The 25,532-nt window shown below is 71.4% G+C and carries 23 protein-coding genes and 1 pseudogene; 7 read left to right on the top strand and 17 right to left on the bottom strand.

Features of this window, described 5'->3' with window-relative positions; genetic code table 11:
• Positions 1–54: 54 nt before the first annotated feature.
• Complete coding sequence (locus tag OO52_RS05525) at positions 55–1,218, bottom strand: adenosine deaminase (protein WP_030641517.1); 1,164 nt, start codon at positions 1,216–1,218, stop codon at positions 55–57.
• Positions 1,219–1,350: 132 nt separating this feature from the next.
• On the opposite strand from OO52_RS05525, the gene OO52_RS05520 reads away from it, so the two are divergent.
• Positions 1,351–2,112, top strand: a complete 762-nt coding sequence (locus tag OO52_RS05520) for an alpha/beta fold hydrolase (protein WP_030641516.1) — start codon at positions 1,351–1,353, stop codon at positions 2,110–2,112.
• Between the two features lie 53 nt (positions 2,113–2,165).
• Here OO52_RS05520 and OO52_RS05515 read toward each other — a convergent pair whose 3' ends face one another.
• Positions 2,166–3,119, bottom strand: coding sequence for a LysR family transcriptional regulator (locus OO52_RS05515; RefSeq protein WP_037628647.1), 954 nt, complete (start codon positions 3,117–3,119; stop codon positions 2,166–2,168).
• 63 nt (positions 3,120–3,182) lie between these two features.
• Here OO52_RS05515 and OO52_RS05510 point away from each other — a divergent pair, with 63 nt between their 5' ends.
• On the top strand, positions 3,183–4,466 hold the full coding sequence (locus OO52_RS05510) for an MFS transporter (protein WP_030641514.1): 1,284 nt from the start codon (positions 3,183–3,185) through the stop codon (positions 4,464–4,466).
• A gap of 149 nt (positions 4,467–4,615) precedes the next feature.
• The gene (locus tag OO52_RS05505) at positions 4,616–5,629 is read left to right on the top strand and encodes a sigma-70 family RNA polymerase sigma factor (protein ID WP_030641513.1); all 1,014 of its coding nucleotides are present in this window, start codon (positions 4,616–4,618) and stop codon (positions 5,627–5,629) included.
• Here OO52_RS05505 and OO52_RS46885 read toward each other — a convergent pair.
• The gene (locus OO52_RS46885; RefSeq protein WP_158712473.1) at positions 5,513–5,899 is read right to left on the bottom strand and encodes an STAS domain-containing protein; all 387 of its coding nucleotides are present in this window, start codon (positions 5,897–5,899) and stop codon (positions 5,513–5,515) included. The genes OO52_RS05505 and OO52_RS46885 overlap by 117 nt on opposite strands.
• Before the next feature lie 81 nt (positions 5,900–5,980).
• Between OO52_RS46885 and OO52_RS05500 the strand changes: the two genes are divergently transcribed.
• Positions 5,981–6,901 (top strand): AEC family transporter, encoded by a 921-nt coding sequence (locus OO52_RS05500; protein WP_030641512.1) that lies wholly within the window; start codon positions 5,981–5,983, stop codon positions 6,899–6,901.
• A gap of 7 nt (positions 6,902–6,908) precedes the next feature.
• Here the strand turns inward: OO52_RS05500 and OO52_RS05495 are convergent, their stop codons facing one another.
• The 8 genes and pseudogenes from OO52_RS05495 to OO52_RS05460 all read right to left on the bottom strand — a co-directional run bounded on the left by OO52_RS05495 (position 6,909) and on the right by OO52_RS05460 (position 15,895).
• The gene (locus OO52_RS05495; RefSeq protein ID WP_030641511.1) at positions 6,909–7,493 is read right to left on the bottom strand and encodes a Uma2 family endonuclease; all 585 of its coding nucleotides are present in this window, start codon (positions 7,491–7,493) and stop codon (positions 6,909–6,911) included.
• A gap of 120 nt (positions 7,494–7,613) precedes the next feature.
• A complete protein-coding gene (locus OO52_RS05490; RefSeq protein ID WP_030641510.1) occupies positions 7,614–8,891 on the bottom strand; it encodes a thymidine phosphorylase in 1,278 nt (425 codons plus the stop codon).
• 80 nt (positions 8,892–8,971) lie between these two features.
• Positions 8,972–9,376, bottom strand: a complete 405-nt coding sequence (locus OO52_RS05485; RefSeq protein WP_030641509.1) for a cytidine deaminase — start codon at positions 9,374–9,376, stop codon at positions 8,972–8,974.
• Positions 9,373–10,659: an ABC transporter permease gene (locus tag OO52_RS05480; protein ID WP_030641508.1), complete on the bottom strand. Its 1,287-nt coding sequence runs from the start codon at positions 10,657–10,659 to the stop codon at positions 9,373–9,375. The genes OO52_RS05485 and OO52_RS05480 overlap by 4 nt, the downstream gene beginning before the upstream one ends.
• Positions 10,659–11,786, bottom strand: coding sequence for an ABC transporter permease (locus OO52_RS05475; protein ID WP_030641507.1), 1,128 nt, complete (start codon positions 11,784–11,786; stop codon positions 10,659–10,661). The genes OO52_RS05480 and OO52_RS05475 overlap by 1 nt, the downstream gene beginning before the upstream one ends.
• Positions 11,783–13,234: pseudogene (locus OO52_RS05470) on the bottom strand (ABC transporter ATP-binding protein); the annotation flags it as partial. The gene OO52_RS05475 and the pseudogene OO52_RS05470, both read right to left, overlap by 4 nt.
• A gap of 60 nt (positions 13,235–13,294) precedes the next feature.
• Entirely contained in the window at positions 13,295–14,359 is a 1,065-nt protein-coding gene (locus tag OO52_RS05465; protein ID WP_030641504.1) for a BMP family lipoprotein, read from the bottom strand.
• A 300-nt stretch (positions 14,360–14,659) separates the two neighbouring features.
• On the bottom strand, positions 14,660–15,895 hold the full coding sequence (locus tag OO52_RS05460; RefSeq protein ID WP_106971942.1) for an amidohydrolase: 1,236 nt from the start codon (positions 15,893–15,895) through the stop codon (positions 14,660–14,662).
• Positions 15,896–16,128: 233 nt separating this feature from the next.
• Here OO52_RS05460 and OO52_RS05455 point away from each other — a divergent pair, with 233 nt between their 5' ends.
• Positions 16,129–16,782: a class I SAM-dependent methyltransferase gene (locus tag OO52_RS05455; protein WP_030641500.1), complete on the top strand. Its 654-nt coding sequence runs from the start codon at positions 16,129–16,131 to the stop codon at positions 16,780–16,782.
• A gap of 13 nt (positions 16,783–16,795) precedes the next feature.
• Here OO52_RS05455 and OO52_RS05450 read toward each other — a convergent pair whose 3' ends face one another.
• From OO52_RS05450 to OO52_RS05425, 6 genes are all read right to left on the bottom strand, one after another.
• Positions 16,796–17,362: a hypothetical protein gene (locus tag OO52_RS05450; RefSeq protein WP_231406438.1), complete on the bottom strand. Its 567-nt coding sequence runs from the start codon at positions 17,360–17,362 to the stop codon at positions 16,796–16,798.
• A gap of 54 nt (positions 17,363–17,416) precedes the next feature.
• Entirely contained in the window at positions 17,417–17,860 is a 444-nt protein-coding gene (locus OO52_RS05445; RefSeq protein WP_030641497.1) for a hypothetical protein, read from the bottom strand.
• 169 nt (positions 17,861–18,029) lie between these two features.
• Positions 18,030–19,055, bottom strand: a complete 1,026-nt coding sequence (locus tag OO52_RS05440; protein WP_244211486.1) for a hypothetical protein — start codon at positions 19,053–19,055, stop codon at positions 18,030–18,032.
• 413 nt (positions 19,056–19,468) lie between these two features.
• Positions 19,469–20,407, bottom strand: coding sequence for an N-acetylneuraminate synthase family protein (locus OO52_RS05435; RefSeq protein WP_014674560.1), 939 nt, complete (start codon positions 20,405–20,407; stop codon positions 19,469–19,471).
• A gap of 12 nt (positions 20,408–20,419) precedes the next feature.
• Entirely contained in the window at positions 20,420–21,649 is a 1,230-nt protein-coding gene (locus OO52_RS05430) for an N-acylneuraminate cytidylyltransferase (protein WP_030641495.1), read from the bottom strand.
• A gap of 23 nt (positions 21,650–21,672) precedes the next feature.
• A complete protein-coding gene (locus tag OO52_RS05425; RefSeq protein WP_030641494.1) occupies positions 21,673–22,992 on the bottom strand; it encodes a DUF6716 putative glycosyltransferase in 1,320 nt (439 codons plus the stop codon).
• Positions 22,993–23,190: 198 nt separating this feature from the next.
• On the opposite strand from OO52_RS05425, the gene OO52_RS05420 reads away from it, so the two are divergent.
• Together OO52_RS05420 and OO52_RS05415 are read left to right on the top strand one after the other, a co-directional pair.
• Positions 23,191–24,168, top strand: a complete 978-nt coding sequence (locus tag OO52_RS05420) for a glycosyltransferase family 2 protein (protein ID WP_030641493.1) — start codon at positions 23,191–23,193, stop codon at positions 24,166–24,168.
• On the top strand, positions 24,165–25,499 hold the full coding sequence (locus OO52_RS05415; RefSeq protein ID WP_030641491.1) for a polysialyltransferase family glycosyltransferase: 1,335 nt from the start codon (positions 24,165–24,167) through the stop codon (positions 25,497–25,499). Before OO52_RS05420 ends, OO52_RS05415 begins: the two co-directional genes overlap by 4 nt.
• Positions 25,500–25,532 lie beyond the last annotated feature (33 nt).

Raw genomic sequence — 25,532 nt, 5'->3', positions numbered from 1 at the left:
TGCGGACGCCTTGTGAAAGCGCGCCCGCATTCCGTTCCGGCGAGAACCCGGCCGCTACCCGTCAGAGCCGGAAGAACCGCTGGTGGACGCGGTCTGCCGGAACAGCCATTCGGATTTCAGCTCCGCGTATCCAGGCTTGATGACGTCATTGATCATCGCGAGTCGTTCATCGAAAGGAATGAACGCTGATTTCATCGCATTGACGGAGAACCACTGGAGATCGTCGAGCGTGTAACCGAACGCCTCGACGAGGTGCTCGAATTCCCGGCTCATCGTGGTGTGCGACATCAGCCGGTTGTCGGTGTTCACGGTGGCCCGGAAGTGCAGCCGGCGCAGCAGCCCGATGGGGTGCTCGGCGTAGGAGGGCGCGGCCCCGGTCTGGAGGTTGGAGCTGGGGCACAGCTCCAACGGGATCCGCTTGTCCCGCACGTAGGAGGCGAGCCGGCCCAGCTTCACCGAGCCGTCGTCGCGGACCTCGATGTCGTCGATGATCCGCACGCCGTGCCCGAGCCGGTCGGCACCGCACCACTGGAGCGCCTGCCAGATGGACGGCAGCCCGAAGGCCTCACCCGCGTGGATGGTGAAGTGGTTGTTCTCGCGCTTGAGGTATTCGAAGGCGTCCAGGTGCCGGGTGGGCGGGTAGCCGGCCTCGGCACCGGCGATGTCGAAGCCGACCACGCCCGAGTCCCGGTAGCGGTTGGCGAGTTCGGCGATCTCCAGGGAGCGGGCGGCGTGCCGCATGGCGGTCAGCAGGGCGCCGACCCGGATGCGGTGGCCGTTCTCGCGGGCGAGCCGCTCCCCCTGCCGGAACCCCTCGTTGACGGCTTCGACGACCTCCTCCAGGGACAGCCCCCCGTCGAGGTGCTGCTCGGGCGCGTAGCGCACCTCGGCGTAGACGACCCCGTCCTCGGCGAGGTCCTCGGCGCACTCCCGGGCGACCCGGACCAGTGCCTCCTTGGTCTGGAGCACGCCGACGGTGTGCCGGAAGGTCTCCAGATACCGTTCCAGCGAGCCGGAGTCGGCGGCCTCCTGGAACCAGATGCCCAGCTTGTCCGGGTCGGTCTCGGGAAGGTCGGCGTACCCGGTCTCCCGGGCGAGGTCGACGACGGTGCCCGGGCGGAGCCCGCCGTCGAGATGATCGTGCAGCAGTACCTTGGGCGCCCGGCGGACCTGGTCCGCCGTGGGGGCGTTCCCGGTCGGTGCGGTCTGGCTCGTCATTTCCGCACTCTAACTCCTACGCGCGTAGAGCGCCCGGTGCGTGACAGCGGTTTCCCGGCGCTTTTCCGTCGATACGCAACGGTGACCGGGCGCACGGGTTTAGTACACCGCCCCTTCTGACACTGTTCTGCCATGGGACAGCAAGCGACGCCGGTCCGAACGGCCGGGCTGGGGAAGGCAGTCGGCGCGGAGCCGACGTCGGTGAGCGGAGCGGTGCTGCTGCTCCCGGGCGGGGAGGAGGTCTCCGTCCGCCGGCCGTCCCCTGTCCGGGCGATGACCCTCGTCCGCTCCCTGGGCCGCGCGCTCGCCCGCGCGGGCCGGAGCGAGGGACTGGCCGTCCATGCCGTGCAGTACCGCTACCGGGGCTGGAACGGCAGCGAGGCCCATCTGGCGGCGGACGCCGAGTGGGCCGCCGACGAGGTCGTACGACGGTACGGGGACGTTCCCGTGTGCCTGGTCGGCGTGGACATGGGCGGACGCGCTGCGCTCCGGGCCGGCGGGCACGAGGCGGTCAACTCCGTGGTGGCGCTCGCCCCCTGGCTGCCGGAGGAGGACGTCGCCGCGCCGGCCGAGCCGGTGAAGCAGCTGGTCGGGCGGCGGGTGCTGATCGCCCACGGCACGAACGACGAACGGACCGATCCCGAGCTGTCGTTCCGGTTCGCGGCGCGGGCGAAGAAGGCGAACCGGGAGGTGTGCCGGTTCGAAGTGCACTCCGACGGGCACGGGTTGCACGGGCATCGGAACGAAGTGCTCTGTCTGGCGGTGGACTTCGTGATGGGCGCGTTGTTCGGGCACTCGGTGTCCCGCCCTGTGGAGGACGCGTTGGCCGCGCCGCCGCCGATCGGGCTTCGGATGCCGTTGGCCGCGGGGTTCGGCAAGTCGTTGAAGCGGTAGGGGCCGGGGGTCGGCTGTCTCCGGAACAGCCCGAACCCCTGGGCCGGCGGCCCTCAGGTGGGCAGCAGGTTGCCCCTCCGTGACAGCAGGAACTTCTTGAAGGCAGCCACCGGTGGGGTGTCCGGGCGGTCGGCCAGCCAGGCCACGCCGATTTCGCGGGCCGCCTTCGGGGCCGTGACCGTCAGTTCGACCACGCCCGGGCGCGGGACCGTCGGCGGGGGCAGGAGGGCGACACCCAGGCCCGCCGCGACCAGGCCCCGCAGCGTCTCCGCCTCCTCGCCCTCGAAGGCGACGCGGGGCTTGAAGCCGGCCTCGCGGCAGAGGTCGTCCGTGATGCGGCGGAGGCCGTAACCCGGTTCCAGGGTGACGAAGGTTTCCTCGGCCGCCTCTGCCAGGCGGATGCGGCGGCGGGCGACCAGGCGGTGGTCCGCGGGGACGACCAGGCGGAGTTTCTGCTCGTCCAGGCGGCGGGCGACCAGGTCGGGGGCGTCGGGGACGGGTGAGGTGAGGCAGAGGTCGAGTTCGCCGGCGCGGAGCCCCTCCAGCATGGCCTCGCCGTAGTTCTGGACGAGGCTGAAGCGGACGCGCGGGTGGTCGGCGCGGAAGGCGTGCAGCAGGCCGGGTACGGTCTCGGCACCCATGGTGTGCAGGAAGCCGAAGGCGACCTTGCCGGTGGCCGGGTCGGCGTCCGCGCGGACCTCCTCGGCGGCGCGCTCGATCTCGGCGAGGGCCCGCTCGACGGAGGCGAGGAAGGTGCGGCCTGCGGGGGTCAGGGAGACCGTGCGGCCGTGACGGGCGAAGAGGTCGACGCCCAGGTCCTGCTCCAGGCGGACCATCGCCCGGGACAGGGTGGACTGGGGGACGTTCAGCTCCCGCGCGGCCCGGGTGACGTGCTCGGTGCGGGCCACGCCGGCGAAGTACGCGAGGCGGGGCGCGAGCAACAGCGCCATGTCTTCTGTGTCACTGGACGGTGACAGTCGCGCCTGTGAGCTCTGCTGATGCACCATGGGAACGATTATGGCTTTTCCATGCATTGGACGCATGAGTTGGGCCGTATCTACGGTCGAGGCATGTCTCCCGCCAGTACCGGGGCGTCCACCAGCGTGGGCGCCGTTCCGCCCGTCCGTACCTCCGACTCCGACTCCCGGCTGACCCCGGGCGGCCCCGGCTACCGCCGGATGAGCCTCGCCCTGTTCCTCGCCGGAGTCGCGACCTTCGCCCTCCTCTACTCCACCCAGGCCCTGCTGCCGCTGATCTCCGGGGAGTTCGGGGTCGCCGCGAGCGAGGCGAGCTGGACCGTGGCCGCCGCGACCGGCGGGCTGGCGCTGTTCGTCCTGCCGATGAGCGCGCTGTCGGAGCGGTTCGGGCGCCGTACGGTGATGACCGCCTCGCTGGCCGTCGCCGTCACGGTCGGCATGCTGGTGCCCTTCGCGCCGTCGCTCGGCGCGCTGGTGGTGCTGCGCGCGGTGCAGGGCGCGGCGCTGGCCGGGCTGCCGGCCTCGGCGCAGGCGTACCTGGCGGAGGAGGTGCAGCCGAAGGCGCTGGTCACGGCGATCGGGCTGTTCGTCGCGGGCAACAGCGTGGGCGGCATGAGCGGCCGGGTGATCACCGGCTGGGTCGCGCAGGAGTGGGGCTGGCGGGTGTCGGTCGGGGTGATCGGCGCACTCGCGGTCGCGTGCGCGGTGGCGTTCCGGCTGCTGCTGCCGGCCCCGAAGCACTTCGCGGCAGGTTCGCTGCGCCCGCGGATCCTGCTCGGCACCGTCCGCGGCCACCTCTCCGACCCGCTGCTGCGCCGCCTGTACGCGATCGGCGCGCTGTTCATGACGGTGTTCGGCGGTGTGTACACGGTGATCGGCTACCGGCTGACGGCGGCGCCGTTCGGGCTGCCGCAGGGCATCGTGGGTTCGATCTTCCTGGTCTACCTCGTGGGCACGGTTTCCGCGTCGGCCGCGGGCCGGCTGGTGGGCCGGTTCGGCCGCCGGGGCGCGCTGTACCTGGCGGGCGGTACGACGGCGGCGGGGCTGCTGCTGTCCCTGACCGCCTCCCTGCTGCTGGTCCTGGCGGGCCTGGTGCTGATCACGGCCGGCTTCTTCGCCGGGCACGCGGTGGCCTCCTCGGCGGTCAGCAAGACGGCCACGCGGGGCCGGGCGCAGGCGTCGGCGCTGTACCAGTCCGCGTACTACATCGGCTCCAGCGTCGGCAGCACGGTCGGTGCGCTGGCCTTCCACGCGAACGGCTGGACGGGCACGGTCGGCGTCGGCCTCCTCGCGGTCCTCGGCGTCGTCTCGATCACCGTCCTCGGCTCGCGGGCGGCCCGGGCGACGGCCCGACGGGAGCCGGTGGGCGCGCACTGAGGCGGCGCACGCCGCCCAGCTCCCTTGAGCAACCACTTTGAGCTGGGCCTTTTCCCACTCCGGGGGCCATTGTCAGTGGGCTGCGGTAGCTTCCCAAGTGCTGGGGCGCGAAGGCGCGCTACAGGGACGGCCACAGGGGTGGGTGGACGATGGGCAACAGCACGGCGACGGTGGATCTGGACGTCGCACTGGAGAAGCACCGGACCGAGCTGACCGGGTACTGCTACCGGATGCTCGGTTCCTCCTTCGAGGCCGAGGACGCGGTGCAGGACACCCTGGTGCGGGCCTGGCGGAGCTACGACAAGTTCGAGGGCCGTTCCAGCCTGCGCTCGTGGCTGTACCGGATCGCGACGAACGTGTGCCTGGACATGCTGGCGGCGGGCAGCAAGCGGGCCCGGCCGATGGACCTGTCGGAGGCGACCCCGCTCGCGCAGGCGGCGCTCTCCCCGCGCCCGGACAACACCTGGCTGGAGCCGATGCCTGACGCGCGTGTGCTGCCGACCGTGGAGGACCCGGCGGAGGCGGCGGTCGCCAAGGAGTCGATCCGGCTCGCCTTCATGGCGGCCCTGCAGCAGTTGCCGCCCAAGCAGCGGGCGGTGCTGATCCTGCGCGAGGTGCTGGCCTGGCGGGCGAGCGAGGTGGCCGAGCTGCTGGACACCACGGTCGCCTCGGTGAACAGCGCCTTGCAGCGGGCCCGGGCCACGCTCGCGGAGCGCGGGCAGGCGGGTGCCGAGGGGGCGGTGTCCGATCCGCTGGACGAGGAGCAGCAGAAGCTGCTGGAGCGGTACGTCAAGGCGTTCGAGGGCTATGACATGACGGCGCTGACGGCGCTGCTGCACGAGGACGCCATCATGACGATGCCGCCGTTCGACCTGTGGCTGCGCGGCACCGCGGACATCACCGGTTTCATGACCACCCTGGGCGCCTCCTGCGCCGGTTCCCGGCTCCTGCCGGTCCAGGCCAACGGCCTGCCGGGCTTCGCGCACTACAAGCCGGACCCGGAGAACGGCGGGTTCAGCCCGTGGGCGGTGCAGGTGCTGGAGATCTCAGACGGCCGGATCACCGGATTCCACTGCTTCCTCGACACCCAGCGCTGGTTCCCGCTCTTCGGCCTGCCCCTCCACCTGGAAGCGGAGTCCGACGAGGCCGAGAAGGGCGCGTAGCGCGGGGTCGGGGTCCCGCAGCCGTATCCGCCCGCCGGCCCGGCGGGCGGTCAGCTCCAGCCGGGCCAGCAGGTCGACGACCGCCAGCCCCGGCGGCCCGAGCCCGCCCACGTCGCACACGACCACCCCGGTCCCGCCGGCCTCCAGCAGCGCCCGCACATCGGCACACAGCCCCGGCACGTCGTCCCGACGGACGGGCCCGGGCAGCACCAGCACGGCGGGAGTCTCGGCATCCACGTGCGGTAGACCGCCGGGCCGGGCGGAACTCATCGGGGGCGCGGGCTCACGCTGTGTCCCGGCCGGCGGAGATCACATTGACCCGTGCCCCCTCTTCCTCGCAGGGTTGGCCCTGTGGCGGGGGTGCTGAGCGGGTTCGCGGTGATCGCGGTCGTCATCGGGGTGGGCTACGTGCTCGGGCGGCGCGGGACGCTCGGCGGGCAGGGCGGCGAGGTGCTGACCCGGCTGGCCTTCACGGTGGCCGGTCCGGCGCTCCTCTTCACGACCCTCGCGCGGGCCGACCTGTCGGTCCTGTTCTCCGGCCGTCTGCTGGTGACGGCGCTCAGCACGGCCGTGGTCGCGGGGGTCTTCGTCGCGGTCGGTGCGGTACGCCGCTGGGGCGTGGGCCGCACCACGATCGGCGCGCTGTGCTCCGGTTACGTCAACTCGGGCAACCTCGGCATTCCGATCGCCGCGTACGTGCTGGGCGACGCGTCGCTGGTGGCGCCGGTGCTGCTGTTCCAGGTCGTCCTGGTCACCCCGGTCGCGCTCACGGTCCTGGACCTGTCGGGCGGCGGCGAGAAGGGCACGGTATGGCGGCGTCTGCTGACCCCGCTGCGCAATCCGGTCGCGGTGGGCTCGCTGTCGGGGGTGGTGGTGTCGGCGGCGGGCTGGCACCTGCCCGGTCCGCTGCTGAACCCCCTGACCCTGCTCGGCGACATGTCCGTCCCGGCGGCCCTGCTGGTCTTCGGCATGTCCCTGCACGGCAGCCCGGCGCCCGGCCGGGGACGGGACAGCCACCTGGTCCTGCTGTCCGTCGCGCTGAAGTCACTGGGCCAGCCGCTGGTGGCGTGGGTGCTGGCGCGGGGCGTCTTCGGCCTGCACGGCGCCCCTCTGCTGGACGTGGTGGTGACCGCGGCCCTCCCGGGCGCCCAGAACCTCTTCACCTACGCCGGCCGCTACCGGGTGGCCGAATCCCTGGCCCGCGAGTCGATCCTGCTGTCGACGGTGGTGTCCGTGCCGGTGCTGGTGGGGGTGGCGGCGGTGTTGGGGTGACGCCGGATCAGTCGACCGGGAACTCGCTCGTGTCGATGGTGAGGCCGAACGGCTCCGGCAACTCGATGAGGTCGCCGAACTTGACCGCCTTGAGGACCCGGTAGACGTCGCCTTTCGGTTCGCCGTAGAGCGTCGCGGTGGGGCCTCCGGGGGCCCAGCGGTCGACCAGGAGGTACAGCGGGATACCGGCGGTGGCGTAGGCGGCGGGCTTGCCGACGCGGTCGTGGCCGGCGTTGGACCTGGAGGTGACCTCGACGACGAGTTCGGCGAGGGCGGCGGGGATGTGGGAGTCCGACTCCGTATGTTCCGGCACCGGAGCCACCACCAGGTCCGGGATGAGCATGCCCAGTCGGGACGGCACGGCGATGGCCAGTGTCTGGAAGATTTCCCAGTCCTCGGGGATCACTGAGTAGAGGCGACGCTGGATGCGGGCCGCGATCACATTGTGGCGGAACGCGGGAGCAGGTGACACGGTGATGATCCCCTCGATGATCTCCACCTTGCTGCCCTCGGGCCATTCCATCTCCTCCCAGTACCGGACGAGGTCGTCCCAGTTCTGGTCGGAGTCCTGGCTGACGGTGAGTGCGCTCATGGCGGTCTCCTATCGGTGCGTCACCGATCCCAGCATGCCGAACGGGACCGGCGGAGGTCCACCGGTCCCGTTCACCCGAAAGGGGCGGGACATCAACTGCCTACGGCCGCTTGGCGCAGGTCAGGCGATACGTTCCCGCACCACCGGCGTGGCCTGGAAGGCCGTGCCCGGGGCCGCGATGTCGTAGGAGCCCGCCACCGCCTGGAGCGCGTACTCGAAGCGCTCGGGGGTGTCGGTGTGCAGGGTCAGCAGGGGCTGGCCCTCGGTCACCGTGTCGCCCGGCTTGGCGTGCAGCTCGATGCCCGCGCCCGCCTGCACCGGGTCCTCCTTGCGGGCCCGGCCGGCGCCGAGCCGCCAGGCGCCGACCCCGATGTCGTACGCGTCGAGGCGGGTCAGGACGCCGGAGGACGGGGCCTTCACGACGTGCCGCTCCTTCGCGGTGGGCAGCGGGGCGTCCGGGTCGCCGCCCTGGGCCGCGATCATGCGGCGCCAGACGTCCATCGCCGAGCCGTCGGCCAGGGCCTTCGCCGGGTCGGCGTCCTTGATGCCCGCCGCGTCCAGCATCTCCCGGGCCAGCGCCAGGGTCAGTTCCACCACGTCCGCCGGGCCGCCGCCCGCCAGGACCTCCACCGACTCGCGGACCTCCAGGGCGTTGCCCGCCGTGAGGCCGAGCGGAGTGGACATGTCGGTCAGGAGCGCGACCGTCTTCACGCCGTGGTCGGTGCCGAGGCCGACCATCGTGGAGGCCAGCTCGCGGGCGTCCTCGATCGTCTTCATGAAGGCGCCCGTGCCCACCTTCACGTCCAGGACCAGGGAGCCGGTGCCCTCGGCGATCTTCTTCGACATGATCGAGGAGGCGATCAGGGGGATCGCCTCGACCGTGCCGGTGACGTCGCGCAGGGCGTAGAGCTTCTTGTCGGCGGGGGCCAGGCCGTCGCCCGCCGCGCAGATCACCGCGCCCGTGGTGTCCAGGACGTTCAGCATCTCCTCGTTGGAGAGCAGCGCGCGCCAGCCGGGGATCGACTCCAGCTTGTCCAGGGTGCCGCCGGTGTGGCCGAGGCCCCGGCCGGAGAGCTGCGGGACGGCCGCGCCGCAGGCCGCGACGAGCGGGGCCAGCGGGAGGGTGATCTTGTCGCCGACGCCGCCCGTGGAGTGCTTGTCGGCCGTCGGGCGGGACAGCGAGGAGAAGTCCATGCGCTCGCCGGAGGCGATCATGGCAGCGGTCCAGCGGGCGATCTCGCGGCGGTTCATGCCGTTCAGCAGGATCGCCATGGCGAGCGCGGACATCTGCTCGTCGGCGACCTCGCCCCGGGTGTACGCGTCGATGACCCAGTCGATCTGCTCGTCGGTCAGCTCACCGCGGTCCCGCTTGGTGCGGATGACGGAGATGGCGTCCATGGCCATGGCGGGTGGGGTTCCTTCCGGGAGGTGCGAAGTGCGCGGCCCCCCTGCGAGCGGGGCAGGGGGGCCGTACGGCCTTACTGGGTGAGATGGTCCGGGCCGAAGGCCTGGGGCAGCATCTCGGAGAGCGGGAGGACGCCCGCCGGGGTGTCCAGCAGCAGGTCGGGGCCGCCGAACTCGTAGAGCAGCTGGCGGCAGCGGCCGCACGGGACCAGCAGCGCGCCGGTGCCGTCGACGCACGTGAAATGCGTCAGCCGGCCGCCGCCCGTGCGCTGGAGCTGGGAGACCAGGCCGCACTCGGCGCACAGCCCGAGGCCGTAGGAGGCGTTCTCGACGTTGCAGCCGGTGACCGTGCGGCCGTCGTCGACCAGGGCCGCCACACCGACCGGGTAGCCGGAGTAGGGGGCGTAGGCGTGGGTCATGGCCTCCCGCGCCTCCGCGCGCAGGGCCTCCCAGTCGAAGTCGGCGGCTCGCCCGGTCACTTGCCCTGGCCCTTCCGGTAGCGCATGCCGTCCGCCTTCGGCATCCGCAGGCGCTGCGCGGACAGCGACAGCACCAGCAGCGTGACGACGTACGGGGTGGCGCCGACGAAGTCGCTCGGGACCTCGTCGGTGAGCAGGTACCAGACCAGGACCAGCGCGGCCATGACGGCGCTGACCACACCCTGCACCAGGGCCTTCTTGTAGAGCTTCCAGCCGGCCAGCAGCGCGAGCAGGACGACCAGCAGCAGGAGCAGCGCGTGGACGGTCACACCGCCGTTGCGCAGCTGGAGCGCGTCGGAGTAGCCGAACAGGCCCGCGCCCATGGCGAGGCCGCCGGGGCGCCAGTTGCCGAAGATCATGGCGGCGAGACCGATGTAGCCGCGGCCGCCGGTCTGGCCCTCCAGGTAGGTGTGCGAGGTCACCAGCGCCAGGAAGGCGCCGCCGAGGCCGGCGAGACCGCCGGAGACGGCCACGGCCGCGTACTTGTACTGGTAGACGTTGACGCCGAGGGACTCGGCGGCGACCGGGTTCTCACCGCAGGAGCGCAGCCGCAGCCCGAACGGGGTGCGCCACAGCAGCCACCAGCTTCCGACGAACAGCAGCACGGCGATGATCGTCACCACGGACAGGTTGGTGATCAGACCGCCGATGATGCCGGCGAGGTCGGAGACCAGGAACCAGTGGTGCTTCTCGATCGACGCGAGGCCGTCCGAGAGGCCGGGGACGGTGACGTCGGGCAGCGTGTCCGCGGGCGGGGACTGCTTGGGGTTGCCGCCCGCCTCTGCCGCCTTGCCGTCGGCGAAGAACAGCTTGGCCAGGTACTGGGTGGCGCCGAGCGCGAGCAGGTTGACGGCGACACCGGAGACGATGTGGTCGACGCCGAAGGTGATGGTGGCGACGGCGTGCACCAGGCCGCCGAGGACGCCGAAGGCGATGCCGCAGAGCAGGCCGAGCCAGGGGCTGGACTGCCAGCCGATCCAGCCGGCGCCGAAGGTGCCGAGGATCATCATGCCCTCGAGGCCGATGTTGACCACGCCGGCCCGCTCCGACCACAGGCCGGCGAGTCCGGCGAGTCCGATGGGTACGGCGAGGCCGAGGGCGGCGGCGACCTGTCCGGCGGAGTCGAGCTGGTTGGCGCCGGTGATCACGCGGACGGCGGCCAGGAGCAGCAGCGCGCCCGCGACGATCATGAGGGTCAGGCCGAGGGAGCGGCCGGAGCGCTGGGGGGCGCCCGCCGCCTTGGGAGCCGCCGGCGGCGGCGCGTCGGTCATCGTGGCAGTCATCACGCCACCTCCTGCTTCTTCGTCGGGGCGGCGGCCTGGGCGGCGAGTTCGGCGCCGACGCGCTGCTGCTGGCGCTTCAGCCCGTAGCGGCGTACGACCTCGTAGGCGATGACGACGCACAGCACGATGACGCCCTGGATGACGCCGAGGATTTCCTTGTCGTAGCCCTGGAATTCCAGGTGGTTGGTGGTGCGCTCCAGGAAGCCCCAGAGCAGCGCGCCGAGCGCGATGCCGATCGGGTGGTTGCGGCCGAGCAGGGCGATGGCGATGCCGGTGAAGCCGATGCCGGCCGGGAAGTCGTTGCTGAACTGGTGGCTGTCGTTCAGCAGGGTCGGCATGCCGATCAGACCGGCCACCGCACCAGAGATGATCATGCTCGTGGCGACCATCTTCTTCACCCCGACGCCGCTCGCGGCGGCGGCGGTCTCGGACTGGCCGACGGTGCGCAGGTCGAAGCCGAACCGGGTGCGGCCGAGCACGAACCAGTACGCGACGCCGACGAGCACGGCGACGACGATGAAGCCCCACAGCTCACCGGCCGGGCCGGCGTCGAAGCTGAAGAAGTACGACGACGACGGCAGCGGCTTGGTGGAGACGAGGGTGCCGGCCTGGTCGAGCTGGCCGAGCTTGCCGGGCTGGAGCAGGTAGGCGATGACCGCGGTGGCGATCGAGTTCAGCATGATGGTCGCGATGACCTCGCTGACGCCCCGGGTCACCTTGAGGATGCCGGCGATGGCCGCCCACAGGGCGCCGGTCGCCATGGCGCAGATGATGATCAGCGGGATGGCGAGCCAGCCGGGCACGGTGAGCGCCCCGCCGAGGACGGCGGCGATGAACGCGGCGAGCCGGTACTGGCCGTCGACACCGATGTTGAACAGGTTCATGCGGAAGCCGATGGCCACCGCGACACCCGCGAGGTAGTACGTCGTCGCCTTGTTCAGGATGTAGACCTGGCTGTCGCTGGCGAAGCCGTAGGTCACCATGTCGCTGAAGGCGTCCCCGGGGTTCTTGCCGGTCGCGAGGATCACCACGGTGGTGACGACGAGCGCGGCGACGACCGCCAGCAGGGGCGCGGCGACGCCCAGGAGCAGCCGCTCCTTGTCGATCCGTGAGGTCAGCTTGTTCATCGCGCGTCGTCCTCTGTGTGCTCCAGGTGGCCGGTGGCCGCACCCGTCATGGCGGAGCCCAGCTCTTCGGGGGTGATCGTGGCGGGGTCGGCGTCGGCGACCAGACGGCCGCGGTACATCACCCGCAGGGTGTCGGAGAGCCCGATCAGCTCGTCCAGGTCCGCGGAGATCAGCAGCACGGCCAGGCCCTCGCGGCGGGCCTCGCGGATGTAGTCCCAGATGGCCGCCTGCGCGCCGACGTCCACACCGCGGGTGGGGTGGGCGGCGATGAGCAGCTTGGGGTTGTGGCTCATCTCCCGGCCGACGATCAGCTTCTGCTGGTTGCCGCCGGACAGGGACGCCGCGGTGACGTCGATACCGGGGGTGCGGACGTCGTAGGCCTCGACGATGCGCTGGGTGTCGGCGCGGGCCGCCTTGGGGTCGAGCAGTCCGCCGCGCGAGTTGGGCCGCTCGGTGACGTGGCCGAGGATGCGGTTCTCCCACAGCGGTGCTTCCAGCAGCAGGCCGTGGCGGTGGCGGTCCTCGGGGATGTAGCCGATGCCGGACTCGCGGCGCTCGCGGGTCGGGGCGTGGGAGATGTCGGTGCCGTCGAGGGTGACGACGCCGGCGTCGGGCCGGCGCATGCCCATGATCGCCTCGACCAGTTCGGACTGGCCGTTGCCCTCCACGCCGGCGATGCCGAGGACCTCGCCCTTGTGGATGGTGAAGGAGATCTCGTCCAGGATGACCCGCTCGATGCCGTCGAGGTCGGTCTGCGCGAGGTGCAGGCCGTCCACCGTGAGCAGCGGGACGTTGGTGACCGTGGACTCCTGGGTCTCCGGGGTGGGCAGCTCGCTGCCGACCATCAGCTCGGCGAGCTGCTTGGGAGTGGTGCCGCGCGGGTCGACGGTGCCGACGGTGGTGCCGCGCCGGATGACGGTGATCTCGTCGGCGACGGAGAGCACCTCGCCCAGCTTGTGCGAGATGAAGATGACGGTGAGGCCCTCGGCCTTGAGTTCGCGCAGGTTGTCGAAGAGCGCGTCGACCTCCTGCGGCACGAGGACGGCGGTGGGCTCGTCCAGGATGAGGGTCTTGGCGCCGCGGTAGAGGACCTTGAGGATCTCCACGCGCTGACGGTCGGCGACGCCGAGTTCCTCGACCAGGGCGTCGGGCCGGACGCCCAGGCCGTAGGCGTCGGAGATCTCCTTGATCCGGGCGCGGGCCTTGCCCCCGATGCCGTGCAGCTTCTCCGCGCCGAGGACGACGTTCTCCAGGACGGTGAGGTTGTCGGCGAGCATGAAGTGCTGGTGCACCATGCCGATGCCGCGGGCGATGGCGTCGCCGGGGTTGTGGAAGACGACCTGTTCGCCGTTCACGGTGATGGTGCCCTCGTCCGGCTGCTGCATGCCGTAGAGGATCTTCATCAGGGTGGACTTGCCGGCGCCGTTCTCACCGCACAGGGCGTGGACGGTGGGCGGGGGCTGCGAAAAAAGCCCCCGCCGAGCCGGGGTCCGACGGGACCCGTCAGGTCACGGGGTGGTCTTGACCTTGATCGAGCCGTCGACGATCTTCTTCTGCGCCGCGTCCAGCTTGGCCTTGATGTCGTCGATGAAGCCACCGCTGGTGGCCAGCGAGACGCCGTCCTTGGCGAGCGAGTAGGTGTTGGTGCCGTTCAGCGGCTTGCCGTCGTGGACCGACTTGACCAGGTCGTAGACGCCGACGTCGACGTTCTTGACGACCGAGGTCAGGATCGAGTTCTTGTACTTGGCCAGACCCGGGATGCTGTACTGGTCCGAGTCCACGCCGATCGCCCAGGCGCCCTTCTTGCCGGCCACGGCCTCGATGGCGCCGTTGCCGGAGGAGCCGGCCGCCGAGTAGACGACGTCCGCGCCGTTGTCGAGCATGCCCTGCGCGGCCTCCTTGCCCTTGTCGGGGCTGGCGAAGCCGGAGGTGTCCGAGCCGTGGGACAGGTACTGCGTGTCGACCTTGATCTTCGGGTTGGTGTCCTTGACGCCCTGGACGTAACCCGCCTCGAACTTCTTGATCAGCGGGACGTCCACACCACCGATGAAGCCGACGTGCTTCGTCTTGGTCTTCAGCGCGGCGGCGACACCGGCCAGGTAGGAGCCCTGCTCCTCGGTGAAGGTGATGCTGTCGACGTTGTTGCCCTGCACCACCGAGTCGACGATGCCGAACGTGGTCTTCGGGTACTTCTTGGCGACCTTGTCCATCGAGGCGGCGTAGGCGTAGCCGACACCGATGACGGGGTTGTAGCCGGCGTCGGCCAGGTCGGACAGGCGCTGCTCGCGGTCGGCCTCGGTGTCCGAGGTCTTCGCGGTCAGCTCCTTGACGTCGCCGCCGAACTCCTTCTCGGCCTTGTCGACACCGCGCGCGGCGGAGTCGTTGAACGAGCGGTCACCACGGCCGCCGACGTCGAAGGCGAGACCGACCTTGACGCCCTTGCCGCCGCCCGAGGCGGACGAGCCGGACGTGCCGGACTCCTTCTCGGAGGAGGTGCTGCCACAGGCAGTGGCAGTCAGTGCGAGAGCTGCGGACGCGATACACGCAGCGGAAAGCTTGGCTACCCGGCGCACGGGAAGGCTCCTTCACCTGACCTGAGCGCCTTGGCGGCGCTTGATGTGAGCACCATGGCAGTGCTCCGGCCGAGACGCCCCGGCGGCGTCGGCTTCGCGGCATCGTAACGCGCGTAGATGTCGCAAAAAACCCTCTCGCGAAGCCGTTATCGATTCGAGGCAAACACTGCCTGAACTCGGTGTCTTGGTCTTCTCACACCCTTGTTGCGGACAGTGCACGATTGGCTTGCATCCGTGTTGCGCCGGGCACGGCAGCGGCCCCCGGGCGGCCCGCGAAGGGGCCCCGAGGGGGCCGCCCGCTCAGCTCTTCGACCCGTTGACGTCGAGGAATGCGGCGGCCGTGAACATCTCCACACCCACCGTGATCGCGTGCTCGTCGGCGTCGAAGTCACCCTGGTGGAGATCGCGCACCGTGCGCTCGCCGGGCGGGCGCACCCCGAGCCGGGCCATCGCGCCCGGCACGTGCTCCAGGTACCAGGAGAAGTCCTCGCCGCCGAGGCTCTGCTCGGTGCTCTCCACGGACTTCATGCCGCGCCGGGCGACCATGGCCCGGCGCAGCAGCTCGGTCGACTCCCGGTCGTTGACGACCGGCGGCACCCCGCGCACATAGGTGATCTCGGACTTGGCCCGGTGCAGGGTGGCGACCTCGTCGATCGCCGCGTGCACGATGTCGGGGGCCTCCCGCCAGGCCTCCAGGTCCAGCAAGCGCACGGTCCCGGACAGCTCCGCGTGCTGCGGGATCACGTTCGGGGCGTGGCCGGACTCGATGCGGCCCCAGGTGAGGGCGAGACCGGCGCGGGTGTCGAGCCGGCGGGCGACCAGCGCGGGGACGTCGACGGCGACCCGGGCCACGGCGGTGACCAGGTCGGTGGTCAGGTGCGGGCGGGCGGTGTGCCCGCCGGGGCCGTCGAGCGCGACCTCCAGGCGGTCGCAGGCGCTGGTGATCGGCCCGTGCCGCAGCCCGACCTTCCCGACCTCCACCTTGGGGTCGCAGTGCACGGCGAGGATGCGGCCCACGCCGGTGAGCGCGCCGTCCTCGATGGCGCCCAGGGCGCCGCCGGGCAGCACCTCCTCGGCGGGCTGGAAGAGCAGCCGCACCGGCCGGGGCAGCAGGCCCTTGGCGTGCAGGTCGGCGAGGACCAGCCCGGTGCCGAGGACGACGGTGGTGTGCACGTCGTGACCGCAGGCGTGCGCCCGGTCCGGCACGGTCGACCGGTACGCGCAGTCACTCTTCGTGTCCGGGATGGGCAGGGCGTCGATGTCGGCGCGCAGGGCCAGAAGGGGTACGGACGGGTGCTCACCCTCCGCGAGGCCGATGTCACAGACGAGTCCCGTGCCCGTGCTCAGGACGCGGGGCTTCAGCCCGGCCTCCTCCAGCCGCTCCTTGATCGCGGCGGTCGTACGGAACTCCTGGTTGCCCAGCTCGGGGTGCATGTGCAAGTCGCGCCGGAAGGCGACGAGTTCGGCGTGCAGGGACTCGCTCAGCACGCCGGGGAGCACATCCCCCGGGAGGCCGGCCTCGGACTCTAGGGACATCAATTGCTTCACCCTCTGAAGGGTAGGACGCCCAGCCGGTCAACTACCCCACGATCAACAAAAGTTCAGTCCGTTAGGGGAATAAAATCTGACCGGCGGACGCATGGCGGCGAACTCTGATGGGTAAGACCTCTGTTTCCTCTTCCACGCATACCACGCCTCACCGGGGTCACGCGCGCCATGTCCACGAACCGGACCCCGCCGCGGCCCCCTCGCCGGTAGGGTCCGCCGACGTGAGCGACTCGACCGCGGACTTCCTCCGGACGACCCGTACCTCCTACGACACGATCGCCAAGGACTACGGCGCCTGCTTCCCTCCCGGGGACATCCACCCGCTGGACCGCACCCTGATCAGGACGTTCGCCGAGCTGGTCACGGCGAACGGCTCCGCCCCCGTCGCCGACCTGGGCAGCGGGCCCGGGCACGTCACCGCGCTGCTGCACGAGCAGGGGGTGCCGGTGTTCGGGGTGGACCTCTCCCCCTCGATGGTGTCGCTGGCCCGTGCGGCGTACCCCGCCCTGCGCTTCCACGTCGGTTCGATGACCGCACTGGACCTGCCCGACGCCACGCTGGGCGGTGTCCTCGCCCTGTACTCGATCATCCACCTGCCGGACGAGGAGCTGCCGACGGCCTTCGCGGAGTTCCACCGCACCCTGGTCCCCGGCGGGCACGCCCTGCTCGGCTTCCAGTCCGGCCCCGAGCCCGGCCGGCTGCACCTGACCGAGCGGTTCGGCCACGAGATCGACCTCGACTACTACTGGCGCACGCCGGAACAGGTCGCCGAGGCCCTGACGGGTGCCGGCCTCGAACTGGTCGCGACGGTGCTCCGGGAGCCGTCCGCGGAGGAGAGACGCCCACGGGGGTTCGTACTGGCCCGCCGGGGGTGAGGCGGGGCGGGCGCTAGAAGTGTTCGACCTCCTGGCCGTCGGGGACCTGGTAGCAACCGGAGACGACCATCAGGCTGAGCTTGGGCGGGTTCCTCTTCTTCATCTGGGTGATGTGCACGCCGGCCTTCTGCTCGTCGTTGTCGGCGATCAGGGTGAGGTTCTTGTTCCGGCTGGTGTCGGGGCCGTACTCGACGATCTTCCAGCCCTGCTTCGGCAGCCCTTCCCTGAGGTGCTCCATGGCGGCGTCGAGATCTGCCGCCGAAGCGGGGTAGAAGCTCCACGGGTGGAAGATCTGGAAGTACTTGTCCCTGTCCTTGCCCGGGCACTGCTGCACGCCCGGGCGGCTGTCGGACGCCTTCCCCTTGACCTTGATCAGGTCGTAGATGCCACTGGACACCGTCTCCATCGCATCCGACGCGTCCCGTGAGGTGCTCATACCGGCGGAGCGAATACCGCCGGAAGTGTTGCCGGAGCTGGTGGCAGAACTGTTGTCCGAGCCGCTGACAGCGCTGTTGTCGGTCATACCGCATCCAGTGAAGGTGGTGAGTACGAGGGGTACGGCGAGCACGAGTGCACTCATGGTCATCTTCATGGGCTTGAAGGCCTTCAGCGTCGCCAGATCCATGACCGCCGGTCACCGACCCTTCGCGGTGCCGCCGACCGCCTCGGTGTCCTTGTACTCGGCGCTGATCCTGTTCAACTCCGACTCGACGTCCGCGTCGGTCATCGCCAGGTCGAGGCCCGTACGCTCCAGCAATCCCCCCACTTTGTCGCATCGGCCGCTGACATCGGCGACGTACTTCTTCCAGGAGGCGAACAACTCCGCCTGCGCCGCCGCCGACTGGCATCCTGCGGTGTCGCCCAGCCCCGACTGCCCGTCGTCCAGCTTCCCCAGCGCCTTGGCGATGTCGTCCTTCAGGCCCGAGACGCCTTCACCGGCCGTCGACCAGGCCTTCTTGTCCGACTTCAGACGGTCGTAGCCCACCCCCACCGGGTCCGGGACGTGATTCAGCTGCATGCGAGCGGAACCACGCGCTGCCGCGTCCTCCTTCAGCTGCTCCCACTCGTCCCAAGCCATGCGTGAACGACCTCCCCGTTTCCCCGTTCCCCGTCTACCCGATGCCGGCAACCGGCCGCTGCCGCGCGCACGGTTCGTACATCGGGTGAACGACGGTATCGCTGTGTGATCACGCGGCGCCTGAGTACTCGTACTCATGTCCACGGTCAAGGAGTCCCGCGAACCACGGCTACGCCGGGCTCACCGCCGCCAACCGGTGGACGTCCCGTGCCGTGCCGGTCACGCCGGAGAGGAAGCCCTGGGCGCGGGGGGAGGCGGTGTCGGTGAGCCAGGTCGGGTCGATGTCGCAGACCGCCACGCGCACGCCCGTGCCGGCCAAGGCCAGCGGCAGGGTGTGGACGACCGTGGAGGGGAAGCTGAGGATCGTCCGGCCGATGGGGCCGCGGCGGGCGATCAGTTCCAGCGGGAGGTCCGGGCGGACTATCTCCAGGCCCGTCTCGACGGCCAGGCGGTGCAGTTTCTCGGCGCTCTCACGGCGGTGGGCGAAGTAGCGGGTGGCGCCGTGGGCCTTGGCCAGGCTCCGGACGGCCTCCAGGTAGCGGTCGCCGTCCACGACCCCCGTCTCCACCAGGGAGGTGCCGACCAGGTCGGCGCTCTGGGTGATGCGCGGCGGGCCGAAGCGGGCGCGGGTCCAGGCGAAGTCGTTGGCGGTGACGGTCACGCCGTCCGGGATCTCGGTCACCGGCATGGAGGAGAAGACCTCGACGCGCCTGCGGTCGCTCGGGGTGAGCCGGCGCCGGGCGGAGGAGGAGACCGGCGCGAAGAGCAGGTCGCGGGCGCCGGGCCGGCCGCCCTTGCGGTGCCAGCGGACCAGACGCTCGCCGCGGGCGAGCTGGGCGACGAACTCCATCGTCGCCGTGCCGTCGTCCACGACCACGAGGTCGCGGGCGCGGGTGATGGTCAGCAGCAGCTGTACGTAGCGGGAGAAGGGGTCTCCCATGACGATCCGGTCGGCCCTGCGGAGGGAACCGGCCAGGCCGCCGATGGTGTGGAAGGGCGCGGTCGTACCGCCCCGCGCCTCCTCCCAGCGCACCCGGTACCCCTCGTCCCGGGCCAGGTCCGCCATGCGGCGAAGCTGGCCCCGGGTCATGGGGTCGGTCGGGGACAGCACGACGACGGTGAGCTCCGCGCCTGCCGCCCCCGTCCCGCCCGCCGTCGCCCCCACCGCCGGGAGCCGCCTGGCCTGCGCGGGCACGGCCGCGGCGAGACCGGCGTGCGCGGGACCGGCGTGCGCCGCCCCGGGCTGCGTGGGCAGGGCCGGCGTGGGCACGGAGGCCGTGGCCGGCCCCGCGCCGCCGGCACCGGACGGCGCACCCGGGTCCCCGCGGTCGGAGCCGGACGGCGTGTCGGGGCGTGCGGTGCCGGAGCCCCACGGCCGGGCCGGGTCGGCCCCGCTCGGCGGGACGGTCGGGCCTCGGCCGTGCGGGGGCGGCGGCACGGCCGCGCCGGGAGGCCCGGCGTCGTGCAGGCCGTGCAGGTGTGCCCACTCCAGTACGTTCAGCAGCTGTACCGGGCTCTCCACGAAGGCGAGCGTGCGGGCGGGGTGGCCGGCCTGACCGGCGCGGGGGCTCATCGGCGTACGACCGTCCCGTCGTAAGTGACCTGGATTCACACCGAGACCGGCTCGCCCGCCGCCGCGGCGATCTCCGCCTCGGCGACGACACCGGTGACGCGGCGCAGCTTCTTCATCGGGCCCAGCTCGGAGTCGTAGACCTTCTTGACGCCGTCGCCGAGGGAGGCCTCGATGGTGCGGATGTCACGGACGAGGCGCTGGAGGCCCTGCGGCTCGACCGAGGCGGCCTGGTCGGAGCCCCACATCGCGCGGTCCAGGGTGATGTGGCGCTCGACGAACGTGGCGCCCAGCGCGACCGCCGCCAGCGTGGTCTGCAGGCCGGTCTCGTGGCCGGAGTAGCCGATCGGGACGTTCGGGTACTCCTTCTCCAGCGTGTTGATCACGCGGAGGTTCAGCTCCTCGGCCTTGGCCGGGTAGGTGGAGGTGGCGTGGCAGAGGAGGATGTTGTCCGAGCCCAGGACCTCCACCGCGTGGCGGATCTGGCGCGGGGTGGACATGCCCGTCGACAGGATGACGGAGCGGCCCGTGGCGCGCAGGGCGCGCAGCAGCTCGTCGTCCGTCAGGGAGGCGGAGGCCACCTTGTGGGCGGGCACGTCGAACTTCTCCAGGAAGGCGACGGCCTCGGTGTCCCACGGGGAGGCGAACCAGTCGATCCCCTTCTCCTTGCAGTACTCGTCGATCTGCCGGTACTCGTCCTCGCCGAACTCCACGCGGTGGCGGTAGTCGATGTAGGTCATCCGGCCCCAGGGGGTGTCGCGCTCGATGTCCCACTGATCGCGCGGGGTGCAGATCTCGGGGGTGCGCTTCTGGAACTTCACGGCGTCGCAGCCGGCCTCGGCGGCAACGTCGATCAGCTTGAAGGCGTTCTCCAGCTCACCGTTGTGGTTGATGCCGATCTCGCCGCAGATGTAGACGGGCTTGCCGGGGCCGACCTCGCGCGAACCGAAGGTGCGCAGACGGGAGTTGGTGCTCATCAGGGGGTGTCCTTACTTGGGGAGGGAATCGAGAGAGGGGCCGAGGATCCAGCTGGCGATCTCTCGGATCGCGCCGTCACCGCCGGGGACGGTGGTGACCGCGCGTGCGGCGCCGCGTACGACGTCGTGAGCGCTCGCGACCGCCACGGGCCAGCCCACGAGGGCGAAGCACGGCAGGTCGTTGACGTCGTTGCCGACGTAGAGCACGCGCTCCGGCGCGATGCCCTGCTCCTCGCACCACTGCTTCAGCGCGAGGTCTTTCCGGTCGATGCCGTGCAGCACGGGGATCCGCAGCTTCCGTGCGCGGGCGGCGACGACCGGGTTCTGTTCCGTGGACAGGATCAGCAGCTTCAGGCCGCTCCTGCGGAGGGCCGCGATGCCGAGGCCGTCGCCGCGGTGCACGGCGACGAACTCCCGTCCGTCGGAGTCGATCAGCACCCGGTCGTCGGTCTGGGTGCCGTCGAAGTCGAGTACGACCGCGTCCACGTCGTCGGCGGTCGGCAGCGAACCGGGCCGGTCCGCGTCGAAGAGGGGCGCGAGGGCGCGGGCGCGGGCCAGGTCGTGCGGGTCGTCGACCTCCAGCACCCGGGCCGGGTCGGTGCGGACCAGCTCGGTGTGGCCGAAGAAGCGGTGGTGGTGCTCGCGGAAGCCGGCCGCGTCCATCGCGTAGGCGGCGCCGGTCTCCAGGAAGTCCTGGGGGCGGTCCTGGCGGCGCGGGCGGTAGGACTTGTCGTGGTTGACGCCACGGCCGCCCTCGGTGGGCTCGTCGGCCTCGCGCCAGACGAAGCCGTGGAAGGGCGCCACGGTGACGGCGGTGTCGGCGCCGTTCTCGGCGACCGCGGCGGCGACCCCGTCGATGTCCTCGCGGACGAGGAACGGGCTGGTGCACTGCACGAGCAGGACCACGTCCACGGGGGCGCCGTGCAGCGTCTCGTGGGTGTCCATGGCGTGCAGGACCGCGGCCTCGGAGGTGGCGGTGTCCCCGGCGATGGCGGCGGGCCGCAGCACGACCTCGGCGCCGGCCTCCCGGGCGGCGGCGGCGATGGCCTGGTCGTCGGTGGAGACGACGACGTCGGTCACCAGCCGGCTCGCCCGGCACTCGCGCACCGCGCGGGCCACCAGCGGGACACCGCCCACCGGGGCGAGGTTCTTCGCGGGCACGCCCTTGGAGCCGCCGCGCGCGGGGATCACCGCGAGCACCCGGCGGATCGAAGCGCCTTGGCCCGCTGCCGAGTTGGACATGGGGTCTACTCCTTGGGGTGAGGTCACAGCTCGCCCATCCGCCGGATCACGGGGGCGACCCGCTGGACGCCGTGCCGGTAGGCGCCGCGCGCGGCCCGGCGCACGATCTGCCGGACGGGGCCGGGTGCCTTGTCGGCGGCGGGCGCTCCGGGCAGCGGTACGCCGTCGGGGCCGAGGTGGTGGCGGGCGAGGATGCCGGGCAGGTAGCCGGGCGCGGTCTCGGGGGTGTAGTAGGGCGTGAGGGGCGGCAGCCCGCCCGGCCGGTCCAGCAGCTCGGCGATGCGCTCGCGGGCGCCGTCGAACGCGGTGGCGTACGAGCCGTCGGCCGCGACGCCCTGGCGGGCCACCCACTCCTCGTCCGGCACCGGCCGGTGCCCGGCGTCGAGCTGGTCCCAGGAGGCCAGGCAGCCGGAGCCGGTGAAGTGGTGGTTGCCGAGCACCTCACGGACCCCGAGGTCGGTGAGGACGGCCGTCGGGATACGGCGGTGCAGGGCCTCCAGGGCGGCCGTGGAGCTGACCGTGACCAGCAGGTCGGTGCGGTCCAGCACCTCGCCCATGTGCCCGTACACCAGACGGAAGTTGGCCGGCAGGTCCTGGCCCTGGGCCAGCTTCTGGTACGGCAGCTCCTCGATGTGGGTGGTGTGCTCGCCGGGCTTGGAGCGCAGCTTGAGCAGCACCTCACGCTCGGGGTGCTTCCGGGCGTGCTCGACGAGGCGGTTCAGCAGGTAGGTGCGGTCCCGGCGGTTGTCCGGGACGGACGGCTGGACCGCGAACACCACGGTGTAGGGCTCGTGTTCGCCGGCGTACGGCTCACCGCCGAGGAAGGGCAGCGCGACCTCGGTGACCGAGGAGGCGTCGGCGCCCACGCCCTCGTACACGGCCCGGAACCGGTCCGCGTCGTGGCGGGAGTTGGCGAGGACGAGGTCCGCGCCGTGCCGCAGCAGCAGCCCGTCGGTGAGCTTCTCGTAGACGACGCCGACATAGCCGGTGACGACCACGGGACGCTTCCCGGAGCCCCAGGCGGCGCGCAGCCCGTGCAGCATCGCCTGCACTCCGCCGCCGACCAGCGCGAGCACGAGGACGTCGTACCGGTTGTCGGGGTCCTCGCTCATCGCGCGCAGGAACTCGACGCCGGTGACCTCGCGCAGGGAGTCGGCCTGGACGCCGACTTCCTTCAGCTGGCGGGCGGTGGGGGTGGCGCGTCCGCGCAGGAGGTAGCCGTCGAGCCGGACCTCGGCAGCCGCGGGAGTGAGGCGCTGCGCGGTGAGCGCGCCCCACTTCCACCGGGTGTCGGAGTCCGCGAGGACGGCGACCCGCAGGGACTTCGTTGCACTTGCTGGCACGTCGAAGACGCTAGGAAGCGATTCCGAGGTTCCGCCCAACCCGAATGCAACAAACGGTTAACAGCACATCGCCGAATGGCGAATCGGGCCGCGACGGGCGCTGGAAACAGCCTGGTTCACAGCTTCGCCACGTGCCGTTCACCCGGTATCAAGCAGGCCGTCAAGACGAATGACGGGCCGCGCCCTAACGTCCCTGACGTGGTCAAGCTCTCCGTCATCGTGCCGTTCTACAACGTGCAGCAATACGCGCCAGACACGCTCAGGAGTCTGAAGTCGAATGCGCGTGAGGACTTCGAATTCATTCTCGTCGACGACTGCTCCCGCGACGGGACACCAGAGATTCTCGCGCGTGCGGAGCGCGAGCTGCCGGGCGCCGTCCTGGTCCGGCACGAGCAGAACGGAGGGCTGGCGACCGCGCGCAACACCGGGATCGACCGGGCGCGCGGCGAGTACCTGACCTTCCTGGACGGCGACGACTGGCTCGCCCCCGGCTACTACCCCAGGCTGCTCGCCGCCGTCGAGGAGCTGGGCTGCGACTTCCTGCGCACCGATCATGTGCAGTGCACCGCCCGGGCGCGCAGCGTGCACCGGGTGCCGGTGGGCCGGCGGAACACGGTGATCAGCCCGCGGGAGGCGATCCTGCCCGCCGACCGGTCCACCTCGGTGGACTACGCGTACGCGTGGGCGGGCATCTACCACCGCCGGCTGGTGGACAAGGGGCTGCTGCACTTCACCGACGGGCTGCGCACGGCCGAGGACCGGCCGTGGATCTGGAAGCTGCACCGGGAGGCGGAGTCCTTCGCCGCGGTGAGCCTGCTCGGCGTGTTCTACCGGCGCGGGGTCGCCTCGTCGCTCACCCAGATCGGCGATGTGCGGCAGCTCGACTTCATCCGGGCGTTCGACCAGGTCATCGCGGAGACGGCGGCGGACCGGGAGGCCGACGTCCTGCTGCCGAAGGCCGTCCGTACCTATTGCGCGATCATCTCCCATCACCTGGGATCCATCGAAAGGTTCGAGCCGGCGGTGGCGAAGAAACTGAAATCCCTGAGTGCCGCCGCACTGCGGCGCATGCCGCAGGACGTCCTGGACGAGGCGCTGGACTCCATGGACCTCCAGCGCGCCACCCGGCTGCGCCGGCTGCGCCGCCGTCCCGCCCCCGCGGGGGCCGCCGCGTGACCACCCAGATCTTCCAGGCGTCGACGCTGTACGGCACGGCCACGCTCGCCGCCGCCCTGGACTCCGGCTGCTTCCGCCCGGCCGACCGGCGGATCCTGCTGGTCTGCAACAACGCGGCCACGCCCGAGACCTCGCCGGCGCTGGACGAGATGCCGGGCTTCGAGCGGCTGCGGGACCGGTTCGACGACGTGGTGTCGTACAACGAGGCGATCTTCCCGTTCCACCCGGGCGGCTGGGCGCCCCGCGGCGACGACCTGCCGCTCTGGGAGCGGTACTTGCGCCACGAGTGGCAGCTCGGCACCGACGACGTCGAGCTGGCCGTCGAGTCGATCCAGGTGAACCCGTCGCTGGCGCTCGCGCAGATCTTCACCGGCGCTCCGGTCACCGTGTACGCCGACGGCCTGATGAGCTACGGCCCCACCCGCAACAAGATCGACCCGCTGGTCGGCACCCGCGTGGACCGGGTCCTCCACCTGGACCTGGTGCCGGGTCTGAAGCCTTTGCTGCTCACCGAGTTCGGGGTGCCCGGCGAGGTCCTGCCGACGGCCGCCTTCACCAAGGTCCTCGCCGGACTCGCGTCGCTCGGCGACGAGTTGCCGGACATCCAGGAGCCCGCGCTGCTGCTGGGCCAGTACCTGTCCGCGCTGGACATCCTCACCGCCGAGCAGGAGGAGAACCTGCATGTGCGGATGCTGAAGGGCGCCGCCGCGCTCGGTCACACCACGGTGGTGTTCAAGCCGCACCCGTCGGCCCCGGCCCGCTTCACCCGCTCCCTGGAGCAGGAGGCGGAGAAGCTGAAGGTCGAACTGACCGTGCTGGACTCGCCGGTGCTCGCGGAGGTGCTGTACCAGCGGATGCGGCCGGCGCTGGTCGTCGGCTGCTTCTCCACCGCCCTGCTCACCGCGTCCGCGCTGTACGGCCTCCCGGTCGCCCGGGTCGGCACCGACCTGCTGCTGGAACGGCTGACGCCGTACGAGAACAGCAACCGCGTGCCGGTCACCCTCGTGGACGCGCTGCTGCCCGAGCTGACCGACAAGGCGGCCGTCACCGGGCAGCGGCAGGGCATGGACGTGGAGACGCTGGGCGCGCTGGTGCGCGCGGTGGGCTTCGCGATGCAGCCGAAGATCCTTCCGAGGCTGCGCGCGGAGACCGAGAGCTGGCTGGCGGGGAACCTGAACGAGCGGACCCTGCGCTACTTCAAGCGCAAGCGGCTGACCTCGCTGGCCCTGCCGGGCGGGGTGCCGTCCCAGCTGTCGTTCCTCCCGCGCAACGCGACGGTCCGCCGGGTGGCGCGCAAGGCGCGCGGTCTGCGCAAGGCCGTACGGCGCTGAGCGACCCGTGGGACAGGGCGGGCCCGGACCGGG

The organism is Streptomyces flaveolus, from assembly GCF_000716535.1.
In the GTDB taxonomy this organism is placed as follows: domain Bacteria; phylum Actinomycetota; class Actinomycetes; order Streptomycetales; family Streptomycetaceae; genus Streptomyces; species Streptomyces flaveolus_A.
This window is presented reverse-complemented; position numbering and strand designations above follow the sequence as displayed.

Coding starts and splice junctions, on each gene's coding strand:
- OO52_RS46885 (WP_158712473.1), bottom strand. CDS start 5,899: ATGAGTTCCGCCCGGCCCGGCGGTCTACCGCACGTGGATGCCGAGACT.
- OO52_RS05460 (WP_106971942.1), bottom strand. CDS start 15,895: ATGTCCCTAGAGTCCGAGGCCGGCCTCCCGGGGGATGTGCTCCCCGGC.
- OO52_RS05480 (WP_030641508.1), bottom strand. CDS start 10,659: ATGACTGCCACGATGACCGACGCGCCGCCGCCGGCGGCTCCCAAGGCG.
- OO52_RS05430 (WP_030641495.1), bottom strand. CDS start 21,649: ATGTCCAACTCGGCAGCGGGCCAAGGCGCTTCGATCCGCCGGGTGCTC.
- OO52_RS05510 (WP_030641514.1), top strand. CDS start 3,183: ATGTCTCCCGCCAGTACCGGGGCGTCCACCAGCGTGGGCGCCGTTCCG.
- OO52_RS05450 (WP_231406438.1), bottom strand. CDS start 17,362: ATGAGTGCACTCGTGCTCGCCGTACCCCTCGTACTCACCACCTTCACT.
- OO52_RS05445 (WP_030641497.1), bottom strand. CDS start 17,860: ATGGCTTGGGACGAGTGGGAGCAGCTGAAGGAGGACGCGGCAGCGCGT.
- OO52_RS05515 (WP_037628647.1), bottom strand. CDS start 3,119: ATGGTGCATCAGCAGAGCTCACAGGCGCGACTGTCACCGTCCAGTGAC.
- OO52_RS05495 (WP_030641511.1), bottom strand. CDS start 7,493: ATGAGCGCACTCACCGTCAGCCAGGACTCCGACCAGAACTGGGACGAC.
- OO52_RS05490 (WP_030641510.1), bottom strand. CDS start 8,891: ATGGACGCCATCTCCGTCATCCGCACCAAGCGGGACCGCGGTGAGCTG.
- OO52_RS05435 (WP_014674560.1), bottom strand. CDS start 20,407: ATGAGCACCAACTCCCGTCTGCGCACCTTCGGTTCGCGCGAGGTCGGC.
- OO52_RS05525 (WP_030641517.1), bottom strand. CDS start 1,218: ATGACGAGCCAGACCGCACCGACCGGGAACGCCCCCACGGCGGACCAG.
- OO52_RS05520 (WP_030641516.1), top strand. CDS start 1,351: ATGGGACAGCAAGCGACGCCGGTCCGAACGGCCGGGCTGGGGAAGGCA.
- OO52_RS05505 (WP_030641513.1), top strand. CDS start 4,616: ATGGGCAACAGCACGGCGACGGTGGATCTGGACGTCGCACTGGAGAAG.
- OO52_RS05475 (WP_030641507.1), bottom strand. CDS start 11,786: ATGAACAAGCTGACCTCACGGATCGACAAGGAGCGGCTGCTCCTGGGC.